Genomic DNA, 12,718 nt, shown 5'->3' with positions numbered 1-12,718 from the left:
CGGATCGGCGGGACGCACCGGCATGACATGGGCGATAATCGCCGCATGTCCAACACCGCCCCCCATGACCCGCTGGTGATCGCGGGCAAGACCTATCGTTCCCGCCTGCTGACCGGCACCGGCAAGTTCAAGGATTTCGAGGAAACCCGCCTGGCCACCGAGGCCGCGGGCGCCGAAATCGTCACCGTCGCCATCCGCCGCACCAACCTGGGCCAGTCGCCCAACGAGCCCAACCTGCTCGACGTGCTGCCGCCGGACCGCTACACCATTCTTCCGAACACCGCCGGCTGCTACACCGCCGACGATGCCGTGCGCACCTGCCGGCTGGCCCGCGAACTGCTCGACGGCCACACCTTGGTGAAGCTGGAGGTCCTCGGCGACCAGAAGACCCTGTACCCCGACGTTGTGCAGACCCTCGCCGCCGCCGAGAAGCTGGTGGCCGATGGCTTTCAAGTGATGGTCTACACCAGCGACGACCCAATCCTCGCGCGACGTCTCGAAGAGATCGGCTGCGTGGCGGTGATGCCCTTGGCCGCCCCGATCGGCTCCGGCCTGGGTGTCCAGAACAAGTACAACCTGTTGGAAATCATCGAGAACGCCAAGGTACCCGTGCTGGTCGATGCCGGCGTCGGCACCGCGTCCGACGCCGCCATCGCCATGGAGCTCGGCTGCGATGGCGTGTTGATGAACACCGCCATCGCCGGTGCGAAGCACCCCGTTTTGATGGCCAGCGCGATGAGGAAGGCCGTGGAAGCCGGTCGTGAGGCCTTCCTCGCCGGCCGCATCCCGCGCAAGCGCAACGCCTCGGCATCGAGTCCGATCGACGGACTGATCGGCTGATGACGGACCCGTTTTCCAGCCCGGGCGCCAAGACACCGCCCAAGCCCTTCACGATCAGCGAAGGCCGGCGCGAAATCCGCAGCTTCGTGTTGCGCCAGGGCCGCTTCACCGAGGCCCAGCAACGCGCGTTCGACACGCAATGGCCGCGCTTCGGGCTGGACTACACGGGCACACGACGCGACTACGACGCGGTGTTCGGCCGCACGGCGCCGCGTGTGCTGGAAATCGGCTTCGGCAATGGCGAAGCACTGCGCTTCGCGGCCGCCCACGACAAGGAACGCGACTACTTGGGCCTGGAAGTGCATGCGCCCGGCGTGGGCCGGCTGTTGAACGCATTGGCCGATGACGGCAGCGACCACGTGCGCGTCTACCATCACGATGCGGTGGAAGTGCTGCAGCATGAGGTCGCGGATGGATCGCTGGACGAAGTCCGCATCTACTTCCCCGATCCGTGGCACAAGAAGCGCCACAACAAGCGCCGGCTGGTGCAGCCCGAGTTCGCTGCGCTCATCGCGCGCAAGCTGCGCCTGGGCGGCCGGTTGCACTGCGCCACCGACTGGGAAGCCTATGCCGAGCACATGTGGGATGTGCTGGATGCGACACCGGGGCTGGTGAACCGCGCCGGCGCGCGCGGCAGCGTGCCCCGCCCGGCATGGCGCCCGCAGACGCATTTCGAGACCCGCGGCCAGAAGCTAGGCCATGGGGTGTGGGACCTTCTGTACGACCGCGAGTAATACCGCAGCACGCACCAGGAAACCGACCGCGACATGGAAAACGCGCTGACGCTGACCAACGACATGAAGCTCGTCCTCGGGCTGGTCGGCTTCACGATGGCGATGTTCCTGTTCGAGCGCATCCGCGCCGATCTGGTGGCGCTGGTCGTGCTGGTGGTGCTGGGGATCACCGGGCTGATCGCGCCCGAGGAGATCTTCGGCGGCTTCTCGGGCAACGCGGTGATGAGCATCATCGCCACCATGATCCTCGGAGCCGGGCTGGACCGCACCGGCGCGCTGAACCGGTTGGCGTCATGGCTGCTGCGACGTGGGCACGGCATCGAGCAGCGGCTGCTGCTGATGACCACCGCCATCGCCAGCCTCAACTCCTCCTTCATGCAGAACCCATCGGTGATGGCGCTGTTCATGCCGGTCGCCTCCCGCCTGTCGTCGCGCACGGGGCTGTCGCTGCAGCGGTTGCTGCTGCCTATCGCGGCCGCGATCGTGATGGGCGGCGCGTTCACCATGGTGGGCAACTCGCCGCTGATCCTGTTGAACGACCTGCTGGTGTCGGCCAACAACAACCTGCCCTCGGGCATGGCCACGCTGGAGCCGCTGCGCATGTTCGCGCCGTTGCCGATCGGACTGGCACTGGTCGCCGCCTCGCTGCTGTACTTCCGCTTCCATGGTGATCGGAAGCTGAAGGAGGAAACCCCTGACGCTGACGGTGCCGTCACCCCGGCACGCACCGAGAGCTATTTCGCCAACACCTACGGCATCGAAGGCGACGTGTTCGAACTGGTGGTCACCGCCGAAAGTCCGCTGGTAGGCATGTCGCTGGGCGAGGCCGAGGCGCTGCACGATGCCCCGCTGATGCTGGCCCTGCAGACCGGCAATGACACGCGGCTGGCGCCGCCGGCCGACATGCGCATCTGGGTGGGCAGCGTGCTGGGCGTGATGGGTACGCGGCAGGAGGTCGGCGACTTCGCCCAGAACCAGTTCCTGCGCATGTCCTCGCGGCTTCGCCACTTCGGTGACCTGTTCAATCCAAGCCGTGCCGGCATTTCGGAAGCCGTGGTGCCGCCCACATCCAAGTTCATCGGCAAGACCGCGCGCGAACTGCGCCTGCGCAAGCAGAACGGCATCAGCCTGCTGGCGATCAACCGCGACAAGAAAGTCATCCGCGACAACGTGCGCGAAGAGAAGCTGCGCGCCGGCGACATGCTGGTGTTCCACAGCATCTGGCAGGACCTGGGCCAGGCGGCGGAGAGCCGGGACTTCGTGGTGGTGACCGACTATCCCAAGGGCGAGCAGCGTCCGCACAAGTTCAAGATCGCGATGACCATCTTCGCCATCACCATCATCATCGCGCTGACATCCAAGCTGCCAGTGGCGCTGACGCTGATGACCGGCGTGGCGGGCATGTTGCTGACCGGCGTGTTGCGCATGGACGAAGCCTACGGCGCGATCAACTGGAAGACCGTGTTCCTCATGGCCGGCCTGATCCCGCTCGGCTGGGCGATGGACAGCAGTGGCGCAGCGGCCTGGGTGGCCGGGCATACGGTGGAACGCTTGCCGGAAGGCATTCCCGTGTGGGCGCTGGAGATCGCCGTCGCGTTGCTGACCACGGCCTTCTCGCTGGTCATCAGCCACGTCGGCGCGACCATCGTGATGGTGCCCATGGCGATCAATCTGGCCCTCGCGGCGGGTGGCAACCCCACCGCATTCGCGCTGATCGTGGCGCTGTCCGCGTCCAACAACCTGATGACGGCCTCGAATCCGGTGATCTCGATGATCGTCGGCCCGGCCAACTACACCTCGCGCCAGCTGTGGCGCGTCGGCGGCCCGCTGTCGCTGATCTACACCATGGTGGTGGTGCTGGCGGTCAACGCGTTGTTCTGGTGGAACGGACGCGCAGGATGACGTCGTTGACGCTGGCCCTGCTGCCGGGTCGCTACGCGGTCGCGCAACTGCCTGCGGGTTCCGCACTGCCCGAGTGGTGGCCCAACACCGGCATGCGACACGCCGGCTGGACCGACGACGAACTGTCGCTGGTTTGCAAGGAAGCGCATGTTCCCCGGGACGTGCGCTGCCAGCGTGACTGGTGCATGTTCAAGCTGCAGGGTCCGTTCGATTTCGCTCTGACCGGCATCCTGAAGGCGGTGCTGGACCCGCTGGCGGCAGCGGGCATCGGGATCTTCGCACTGTCGACCTACGACACGGATTACGTGCTGGTGCAGGCACTTCGGCTGGACGAGGCGCTGTCGGCATTGCGCGACGCGGGTCACCGCATCGGCGCTTGAAAGATTGCGGCTACGTTACCGGCGCCGCAGCAGGATGCGCGCGGCCACGGCGCCGAAGTGCAGCCAGATCGCACCGAACACGCCCGTGCGGGTGACCACCCCGCATCTTGCGGCTTCGAACTTGCGGAAGTAGCGCCACAGGCCACGGTGCTTGTGCCACTCCACGAACATCGGCCGCGCGCGGCTCGATACGCCACGGATATGCAGCACGCGGATGTCGTTGGCGACGGCGATCTTTGCCCCTGCCGCGCGTGCACGACGGCAGAGGTCCATGTCCTCGGCATGCAGGCGATAGCCTTCGTCGAACCCGTCGATTCTGTCGAACAGCGCGCGCGGCATCAGCATCAACGCGCCCGACACGATGTCCACCGGCTGCAGCACCTGCCCGTCGTCGACCGGCACCGCCAGCCTGGACGCCGCACCCGGCGAGCGCAGCATCGCGGCGAACAGAGGATCGCGCCGACGCGCTGCCGCATCGCGCACGCCGCTCTCGTCCACCAGGTCCACGCCGAGCAACACTTCGCCCGCCGCATGGCGTGCGTGCGCGCGCAATCGCGACAGCGTGTCGGCCTCCACCATCAGGTCGGGATTCACGAACGCCAGCAAGGATCCACGCGTATCACGTGCGCCCTGGTTGCAGCCGACTGCGAAGCCGGGATTGTCGGGATTGGCGATGAAGCGCAAGCGCGCATCATGCAGCGCGTGGCGCTGCACGATCTCCATCGTGTCGTCGGTGGAGGCATTGTCCACCACACGGATCTCGTCCACGCCGTGCGCCGTGCGTAGACGCATCAGGCAGTCGTCGATGCTGGTGGCGCTCTCATGCGTGACCACCACCACGGCGATGCCGGCGATCTCAACCGAAGAGGTCACGCTGGCGCTCCGGTGATCCCGCTTCGGCGTACAGCGCACCCAAGCGGTCGCGCGGCTCGTGCAGGGGATCCTCCATCAGGAACGTTGCCAGCCGTGGCGTGAAGGCGGGCCAGCGTGCGTTCAATGCGTCCATGTCGCCATCGGCAGGCCCGCCCTCGCCTCCGCGTGCGACGAAGGCGGTCTCGCACAGGGCGTTGCGCCACCCCAAACCGGCCAGGCGCAGCGACAGGTCGACCAGCGCGGCGTACCACGAGCCGTAGCTCGCGGCATCCAGGCCACCGACGCGCTTGCGGGCGCTGCCACGCAACGCCACCGCGTGCGCGACGGCCGCCGGAAGCTCCGGGTGCAGTGGCGCCATCGCCGCGCAGGCGTGCGCCGTGCGCTCGAAATCAGCGGGGGGCGGGCTCACTTCGCCGAGCCGCGGCCAGGCAGCGGCTTCGCCCGCATTGCACCAGGGCGTGGCGGTGGCGATGGCGGCATCACGGGCGAAACAGGCGGCCAGTTGCTGCAGCCAACCCGGCAAGGGCTGCGCATCCGGTGCCAGCACCACCACGTCGGCATCACCGCAGGCCGCGAGCATCTGGTCCACATGCGCGACTTCGCCCAGCATGCGCGGCCGTCGCGTGTAGTCGGCCTGCAGGCGCGTACGCGTCAGCCAGCGCTCGATGATGGCCAGGCCGCGAGGACCGGCCTGCGCGTCGTCGGCCAGCCACAGGCGCGTGCCGGCCGGAGTCCCGGCCTCCAGTGCACCCAGGCAGGCGTCGAGTGCGTCGTCATCGGTGCCGATGGGCAACAGGACGATGGGCAGGGACGATGCGGCGGATGGCGTCACTTGTCGCGCGGCGTGTTCAAGGGTTCCAGCGCGCGGAAGCGCTTACCGTACTCGTCTGTCAGGTCGTTGGCTTCCTGCGGGTTGCTGACGATGGTCGGCGTCAGCAGCACGATGACTTCGCTGCGTTCGGTGCCGGTGGTCTTCTTGCCGAACAGCCCGCCGATGATCGGCAGGCGGCTCAGGCCCGGAATGCCGGACGATCCCTGGGTCGCCGTGTCGCTGATCAGGCCCGCCAGCATCACCGTATTGCCGGCCTGCACGGCGCCCTCGGTCTTGAAGCGACGCGTGTTGATCCGCACGTTGCCGTTGGCATCCGGCTCGCTGCCGGGCGAGCTGACTTCCTGCACGATATCGAGGAACACCATGCCGTCCCGGGTCACGCGCGGGCGCACCTTGAGGATCACGCCCGTGTCCAGGTACTGCACCTGGCTGTAGGTGTTGTCGGTGCCCAGCCCCGGATTGACGGTGACGGACGATATCGGAATGCGGCTGCCGACATTGAGCGTGGCTTCGGCGTTGTTGCGCACGAAGATGGAGGGCGTCTGCAGCAGGCGCACGTCGGACACCTCGTCCAGCGCGGTGATGACGGCGGCCGCGTCATTCTTGACCAACGTCCACACGGCCCCCGCGCCACCCACGCCGCCTATGCTGCCGGCGAGGGTGCTCCACTTGCTGGGTCCACCTGCAGCCGGCGAAGCGAAGGGCCCCAGGCCGTTGTCGGTCATCGCGCGTTCCAGGTACCAGTTCACGCCGTAGCTCAGGTCCCCGGTCAGCGACACTTCGGCGATCTGCGCTTCGATGTGGACCTGCAACGGCATCACGTCGAGCTTCTCGACCACCTCGCGGATCGATTGCCAGGCGCTGGCGCTTGAACGCACCAGCAGGGTGTTGGTTTCTTCCACGGCGGCGACGCCCACGCGACTGCCATCCACGTCCAACGTGACCGCGCCATTGCCGTTGTCGCGCTGATTGAGCGAGAGCGAGCCGCCGCCCAGTCCGCCGCCGGAGCCGCTGCTGCCCGAGCCACCGAAATCCACCGAGCCGCCGGTACCGCTCATGCCGCCGTCGTTGATCTGCACGGGATCGGTGCCCGGCATCAGCGACACATTGCCGGCGCCACCGGTGGAGCGATCATCGCCGCCGCTACCGCCACCCGACGCGCCGAACACTTCCGCCAGCCGCTGCGCGAGTTCGCGCGCCTTGACGTACTTCAGCTCGTACGAAAACAGCCGGCTGCCTTCGCCCGCACCGTCGATGCGCTCCAGCCACTGCTGGATCTGGTCGAGATAGGCCGGCTGCGGGGTGATCACCAGCACCGCGTTCGCGCCTTCCAGTGGCATGAAGCGGAACATGCCCGCACTGGGCGTCTTGCTGTCGTTGCCGAACACCTTCTCCAGGTCGGCGACCACGCGCGTGGCGCGGCCGGACTGCAGCGGGAACACGCCCACCGACATACCCGACAGCCAGTCGACGTCGAAGATCTCCACGGTGCGGAGGTAGTTCTCCAGCTCGGAGCGGGTGCCGGCGAGCGTGATGACGTTGCGGGTGGCGTCGGTGTTGACGATGGCGTTGGGCCGCGCATAGGGCTCCAGCACCTTTTTCATCTCGCTGGCGGAGATGAAACGCAGCGGCACCACGCGCACCTCGAAGCCACGCGCACTGGCGGGACTGCCGGTACCGGGCGCCACGCTGCCGGCCAAGGCCTGGTCGGCGGGCACGATGTTGTAGCGGCCACCGCTGTAGACCAGCCGGGCGTTGTTCCAGCCCAGCACCATTTCCAGCAGGTTCAACGCCTCGGCAGGCGACACCGGCTTGGGCGTGCCCAGCGTAACGGTGCCCTGCACGCCCGGGGCGATCACGTAGTTCTGCCCCAGCATGTCGCCCAGGATCGCCTTGACCACGGCGTGCACGGATTCGCCTTCGAAATTGAAGGTGGCCGATCCGCTGCTTGCGCTGCCAAGCGACGGCATCGGGGCAGCCGCCGCACTGCGGTTGATCATCTGGCCGCTGCCGCGGCGGATCTGCGCCTGCGGACCCCCGACCGGCGCCTCGGCATCCTTCAATGGCGCGGTCTGCGCGCTGCCGGGCACGACCTCGCCGGGCGGCGTGGGCGGCGTGGGCGACGTACGGCGCACATCCGGCACCGGCGCACTGGCACAGCCGGCCAACAGTCCGAGGCAAAGGGAAAACAGGATCACACGTGGCGTCATGCCGGCACTCTACTGTGTCTTGCCGGGCGTTGCCGGCGGCGTGGTGGGTTGCGCCTGCTGTTGGCGCAGTTGCGCACGGCGCTGCTCGATGCGCTGGCGGATGGCTTCCATCTGCTGGTCGGTGGTCGTGGCCGGTGCGGCCGTCGCGTCGTTGGCGCGTGGCGGCGAGGGGGCAGGCACCGGCGCCGGCCCCTGTGCAGCCGGCGACGGCACGGTCGGCATGACGGCAGGGGCATTGTTGCCGCCGGTCGTGCGGCTGCCCGGCGGCGCGGGCATGGGCACACCGGCCGGCGGGACGGCCGTCAGTGGAGGTCCGCCTGGCGCCCCGCCCACGAAGGGGGTGGGCGGCTGGCCGCCCACGCCGTCGAAGACACGCAGTTCCAGCTCGCGCCGACCGTCCGGGCCATCGAACACGGCCCGGCGCGGTGCCAGTTCGCTCAATCGCCAACCCGGGAAGCCCGCCGGGGATTCGCCCACCTTCACCCGCAGCCCCTCGCCGCCCTGAGCAGGCTGGACGATGGCCAGTTCCAGCGCAGGCGTGATCAGCACGCTGCTCAGCACCAGATCGAAGGCCGGCGCAGCAGCTTCCTCGCCGGACAGGAAGAACGGCTTGGGCCGGCGGTCCTCCGAGAACAACGGCCGTTCGCCGACCTCCGCGTACCGGGTCAACGCACCCAGGCGTTCCGGCGGGCCAGGAGGCAGGCGGGGCAATGCCTGCACGAGGGCCGGATCGGCAGGCAACGGCGTGATGCGGCCGCCCAGGCCGAACAGCGCCAGCAGCGCGACCAGCACCGCCCATCCCGCCGTGACGGCGAGGATCCAGGTGCGCGCGGTCCAGGTCTCAAGGCGCACGGGGCGGCTCCTGCACGGCAGCGGGCGTGGGCTTGAGATAACCGTACAGGTCGAAGTTCACGTCCAGCCCGCCTGCACCGCTTTCGCTGGCCTGGAATGCATACCGCTGCGCGAGGATGTTGAGATTCTCGACGAACAACCGCGGGCTGCCGGACTCGATCTGGTGCAGCACCGACGCGAGTTCCGGCGCACCACAGCGCAGGCGTACCTGCACCACCACGCGCGGATAGACCTCGCGGCCGGCGATCGCCAGCGGCGACTGGTTGGCGATGGCGCAACTGCGATTGCCGGGACTGGCCTGCCTGACGATGGTTTCCAGTCGCTGCACCAGCCCGGCGGTTGCGAGTTCCACCGTCGCCTCAGGCAGGAACCCCGGGCGCTGCGCCTGCTGCGCCAGGGCCGCGGCCAGTTCGCGCTGCACCTGCGGTGCCTGCTGGAGCTGGGTGCGGATGCGCAGTTCGCGGTCGCGCAGTTCCGCCACGCGAGCGTTCACGTCCTGCATCGGCACCGTCCACCAGGGATGGACCAGCACCAGATAGCCGAGCAGCAGCGCCACCAGCAGCAGCGCCAGGGCCAGCCAGCGGTCACGCTCAGTCACGACCAGCGGCATCGGCGCCTCCCTGCGTGCCCGCGTTGGCGGGATCCCGCTTGCCCAGCAATTCGGCGGTGAGGGTGAAGCGGTCCATCCGCGTGCGCGGGTCGGGCTGCAGCGCGCCGCTCAAGGCGGGATTGCGCCACAGCGGCGATTCCTGCAGGCGCGCGACCAACCCGGAGGCCTCCGGGCTGAAACCGATCAGCGTCAGCCGATCACCCTCGATGGCCAGCTTCTCGAGATAGGTGTTGTCAGGCAGACGCCGGGTCACATCGTCCATCACTTCCAGCGCGGTGGGGCGTTGTGCGCTGGTCTGGTTCAACGTGGCCGTACCGGCAACGAGATCGACGAGTTGCTGCCGTCGCGATGCCACCTGGCGCGCTTCGTCGGCACGGCTTTCCACCTGTGCGGCGAAGACGTCTGCGGCCGCGCGCCGATTGTCGAGCACCGCCCAGGCACCGAACACCAGTGCGATCACCGCGACCGCTGCCAGCGTCAGGTGCAACCCCCTCTGCGGTGCCTGGCGGGCGACGCGCGCATCCTCGGGCAACAGGTTCACGCCCAGCGGCGCGCCGTCGGCATCTTCAACGTCGGCCCCCGCCAGTCCGCCCGCCAACGCACCCAGGCGGCCCAGGCCCCCGGCGAATGCGGATTTCGGCACCGCCGCCAGTTCGACATCGAGTTGGCCGTCTTCACGGACGCCCAGCACGCGCGCATCGAAGCAGGCCTCGTTCGCGGTGAAAGGCGTCTGCCGGTCGAGTTCGAACCGCAGTACATCGCGCAGGCGATCCGCTGCTGCCGCCGGCAGCAGCATGCGTCGACGCAGCACCATGCCAGGCGGCACCAACCACCAGCGCGGCAGGTTCGCAAGGCGGCTGCCGAGCAGCGCGCGCAGATCATCGGGCGTGGTCGTGGCAGGCAGGCGCGCCAGCACATGGCGTTGCGTGCCCTCCCCCCATGTCATCTCGAGTTCATCGCCCTGGTGCTGGAAGAACAGCCGGTCGCGGGTCAGGCCGAGCAGCACGCGCCAGCGCGCCGGCAACCAGGTCGCCAGCGCCTGTCCCCACCACGCCAGGAAACTGCGTGGCCCAGGGCCCAGTCGCGCCCGGAACTGCTGCAAGGTGTCGCGTACGCCGCTCATTGTGGTGCCGCTCCCTCCTCCCAGCGCAACAAGGTATAAGCCGAACCCGGTACCGGGCTGGCTCCCGCGCGCACCACTGTCCATAACGACGCCTCGCGGCCATCGGCCAGCCGCGCACGGCTCTCGATACTATACGTGCCGCTGCCGGCACCGACGAGTTGGTTGCTTCCCGTGACACCGGTCGCGTTGCGCTGCGCCAGCCATGCCGTTGCATCCACCCCCATCGCGACCAGCACCGGCCCCTGCGCGTAGGTCGCATCGGGCTGGCCGCGCCCCGAATACAGGGTGAGGAACGGTGCCAACCGTGCGTACAACTCAGGTGTCATGCCCAGGACCTGTTCGACTTCCGCGAGGGTTTCGAACGGCGCGTCCTTGGCGCCGTAGTCGCGCCCCGCCGCTGCATAGTCGCCGTCCTCCGCGCCACCGACGGGCTGGCTGAGGTTGTCGGCATCACGCCAGTCCACGATCGCCGCGGCCATCACGTCGCTCGCATCGGCCGGTTGCCCGAGCGCCTGCATCAGGCGCGACAGCAGCGACATGTCGGCCTGGTTGAGGTCCACCTTGCCCGTCTCGTCGATGATGCGCACCTGCACGTCATGGCCATCGAACCTCCAGGCGTACGCGCGGCCATTGGGTTGCCAGTGCGTCTCCGGGTTGCGGTCCGCCACGCGTACCAGCGCGTATTCCATGCCGGAGCGCGCGATCTCCTGCGCCACCGTGCCGCGACTGCCCACCTTTCCCTGCAACGCCTCCATACGTGCGGTCAATGCGAACGCCCCCACCAGCGCGGTGAGCAGCGCCACCAGCCACAACACGATCAACAACGCGGCGCCGTGCTGATGTCTCATGGCAGTACCGGATTCCCGCCACCGGGAAGCAGCCCGCCACCCGCGCCGCCTTCGCTGCGCACCAGCGTGACCACCAGGTCCGGCCAGCGCCCGCCGCGCACGGCGTCCATTTCGACTTTCACCTGCAAAGGCAGCATTTCCGAGGTTTCCCAGCGGTCCTGCCATGGGCCCAGCCGGTTGTCGGCATCCAGTCCGCGATAACGGAAACGCACCGCGCGTAGACCGTCTGCCAGGCGCTCGGCGCGCAGTCCGCGTGCCCGCAGATCGACATCCTCCAGCGAGGCATCCGGTTGCGCGACGGCGAACAGCACCTGCAAACGACCCGCGTCATCGACCCCCACGTCGTGCAGATAGGGCCCGCCGTATCCCAGGTAGTCCGGCAGGTCGGCCACGAACCGCATGCGTTGCGGCGTGCCGATGAAGCGGGCTTCGCGAAGGGTGCCGCGATCGGTCGCGAACACGATGGGTTGCGCCGACGCCAGCCGTGCGCGCAGGTAACCGTGAACGGCGCGCATGCGCTCGCTGGTCTGCGCCATGTCCTCGCCGCGCGTGACGACCGCGGTGGACGAGCGCAGGGTGGCGAACGCCAGCGCCAGCCCGGCGGCCAGCAACACCAGCGCCACCAGCACTTCGATCAGGGTGAAGCCGCGCTGCGATGATCTCATGGCAGCGTCGCCTGGTTGATGTCGCGCGGCGCCAGCCGCAATGTCCGCCACTGCAGGGACTGGTCGCGCGCATCGCCCCAGCTCACCAGCAGACGCACATCCAGCAATTGCGGTGCGCCTGCGTCGCGTTGCGCACGCGCGGCCAGCGGGTCGGCGAAGGGCGACACCTCCAGTTGCCAGCGGTAGCGGTTGCCATCGAAGCTGCCTTCCTGCCGACCGGGTTGCAGGATTTCGCCGGTGCCCAGCTGGGCGAGCAGCGACTGCGCATGCAGCGTGGCGCGGCTGCTGTCGGCCGATGTCCGCACCTGCCGGCTCGCGCCCGAGAGCGCGCCGAGCAGCAACGTCAACGCCAGCGCCAGCAGCGCGAACGCCACGATGACTTCGAGCAGGGTGAAGCCGCGTTGCTGCCGTCGCGCGGGAATGCTCATCGCGCAGCGACCGCATCGCGCATCAGGCGCACTTCACCGGTCAGCCATGCCACGTCGGCACTCCACGCCGCCTGTCCGGCCACGAGGGTGACGCGTCCCCCGGTCGAGCCACCATCGGGAAAGAACAGGATCGCGCCTTCGCCCGCGCGCTCCTGCGCCTGCCGTGCGCCCGTGAAACGCACCGACAACGAAGTATCGATGTCGCCATGGCGATCACCGGCGGCCTCCCATCGATGCGCGCGCGGATCCACGAGAAAACGCTGCGGCTGTCCCGTGGCGATGGCACGTGCACGCGTGTAGCGCAGCTGCGCCGCGATCTCCTTGGATTCGGAGCGCAGGCGCATGCCCTCCATGCCGCCGGTGAACATCATCGCCGCCAGCAAGGTGGCGGCGGCCATCAAGGTCATGACGAGCAATGTTT

The 12,718-nt window shown here is 68.5% G+C and carries 14 protein-coding genes; 4 read left to right on the top strand and 10 right to left on the bottom strand.

The window, feature by feature from the left end:
- Positions 1-45 precede the first annotated feature (45 nt).
- The 4 genes from FB548_RS04270 to FB548_RS04255 are packed head-to-tail and all read left to right on the top strand — an operon-like array spanning position 46 to position 3,856.
- Complete coding sequence (locus FB548_RS04270; RefSeq protein ID WP_142123481.1) at positions 46-840, top strand: thiazole synthase; 795 nt, start codon at positions 46-48, stop codon at positions 838-840.
- A complete protein-coding gene (gene trmB, locus FB548_RS04265; protein ID WP_142123480.1) occupies positions 840-1,574 on the top strand; it encodes a tRNA (guanosine(46)-N7)-methyltransferase TrmB in 735 nt (244 codons plus the stop codon). The genes FB548_RS04270 and trmB overlap by 1 nt, the downstream gene beginning before the upstream one ends.
- Positions 1,575-1,607: 33 nt before the next feature.
- The gene (locus FB548_RS04260; protein WP_142123479.1) at positions 1,608-3,476 is read left to right on the top strand and encodes an SLC13 family permease; all 1,869 of its coding nucleotides are present in this window, start codon (positions 1,608-1,610) and stop codon (positions 3,474-3,476) included.
- Positions 3,473-3,856 (top strand): ACT domain-containing protein, encoded by a 384-nt coding sequence (locus tag FB548_RS04255; RefSeq protein WP_142123478.1) that lies wholly within the window; start codon positions 3,473-3,475, stop codon positions 3,854-3,856. The genes FB548_RS04260 and FB548_RS04255 overlap by 4 nt, the downstream gene beginning before the upstream one ends.
- A 15-nt stretch (positions 3,857-3,871) precedes the next feature.
- Here FB548_RS04255 and FB548_RS04250 read toward each other — a convergent pair whose 3' ends face one another.
- Genes FB548_RS04250 through FB548_RS04205 form a run of 10 tightly spaced genes read right to left on the bottom strand, consistent with a single transcriptional unit; the run spans position 3,872 to position 12,704 of the window.
- Positions 3,872-4,729, bottom strand: coding sequence for a glycosyltransferase family 2 protein (locus tag FB548_RS04250; protein WP_255470301.1), 858 nt, complete (start codon positions 4,727-4,729; stop codon positions 3,872-3,874).
- On the bottom strand, positions 4,713-5,561 hold the full coding sequence (locus FB548_RS04245; RefSeq protein ID WP_221625909.1) for a glycosyltransferase: 849 nt from the start codon (positions 5,559-5,561) through the stop codon (positions 4,713-4,715). The genes FB548_RS04250 and FB548_RS04245 overlap by 17 nt, the downstream gene beginning before the upstream one ends.
- The gene (gene gspD, locus FB548_RS04240; RefSeq protein ID WP_142123477.1) at positions 5,558-7,771 is read right to left on the bottom strand and encodes a type II secretion system secretin GspD; all 2,214 of its coding nucleotides are present in this window, start codon (positions 7,769-7,771) and stop codon (positions 5,558-5,560) included. Before gspD ends, FB548_RS04245 begins: the two co-directional genes overlap by 4 nt.
- A 9-nt stretch (positions 7,772-7,780) precedes the next feature.
- Positions 7,781-8,623 carry a general secretion pathway protein GspN gene (locus tag FB548_RS04235; protein ID WP_142123476.1) on the bottom strand — a complete coding sequence of 281 codons (843 nt, stop codon included), beginning with the start codon at positions 8,621-8,623 and terminating at the stop codon, positions 7,781-7,783.
- On the bottom strand, positions 8,613-9,233 hold the full coding sequence (gene gspM / locus FB548_RS04230; protein WP_142123475.1) for a type II secretion system protein GspM: 621 nt from the start codon (positions 9,231-9,233) through the stop codon (positions 8,613-8,615). Before gspM ends, FB548_RS04235 begins: the two co-directional genes overlap by 11 nt.
- Entirely contained in the window at positions 9,214-10,356 is a 1,143-nt protein-coding gene (locus tag FB548_RS04225) for a PilN domain-containing protein (protein ID WP_142123474.1), read from the bottom strand. The genes gspM and FB548_RS04225 overlap by 20 nt, the downstream gene beginning before the upstream one ends.
- Positions 10,353-11,204 carry a type II secretion system protein GspK gene (locus FB548_RS04220; RefSeq protein WP_142123473.1) on the bottom strand — a complete coding sequence of 284 codons (852 nt, stop codon included), beginning with the start codon at positions 11,202-11,204 and terminating at the stop codon, positions 10,353-10,355. Before FB548_RS04220 ends, FB548_RS04225 begins: the two co-directional genes overlap by 4 nt.
- The gene (locus FB548_RS04215) at positions 11,201-11,869 is read right to left on the bottom strand and encodes a prepilin-type N-terminal cleavage/methylation domain-containing protein (RefSeq protein WP_142123472.1); all 669 of its coding nucleotides are present in this window, start codon (positions 11,867-11,869) and stop codon (positions 11,201-11,203) included. The genes FB548_RS04220 and FB548_RS04215 overlap by 4 nt, the downstream gene beginning before the upstream one ends.
- Positions 11,866-12,297, bottom strand: a complete 432-nt coding sequence (locus FB548_RS04210; protein ID WP_142123471.1) for a prepilin-type N-terminal cleavage/methylation domain-containing protein — start codon at positions 12,295-12,297, stop codon at positions 11,866-11,868. Before FB548_RS04210 ends, FB548_RS04215 begins: the two co-directional genes overlap by 4 nt.
- Positions 12,294-12,704, bottom strand: coding sequence for a GspH/FimT family pseudopilin (locus FB548_RS04205; protein WP_142124102.1), 411 nt, complete (start codon positions 12,702-12,704; stop codon positions 12,294-12,296). Before FB548_RS04205 ends, FB548_RS04210 begins: the two co-directional genes overlap by 4 nt.
- Positions 12,705-12,718 lie beyond the last annotated feature (14 nt).

This window comes from Pseudoxanthomonas sp. 3HH-4 (assembly GCF_006716465.1).
Classification (GTDB): Bacteria; Pseudomonadota; Gammaproteobacteria; order Xanthomonadales; family Xanthomonadaceae; genus Pseudoxanthomonas_A.
This window is presented reverse-complemented; position numbering and strand designations above follow the sequence as displayed.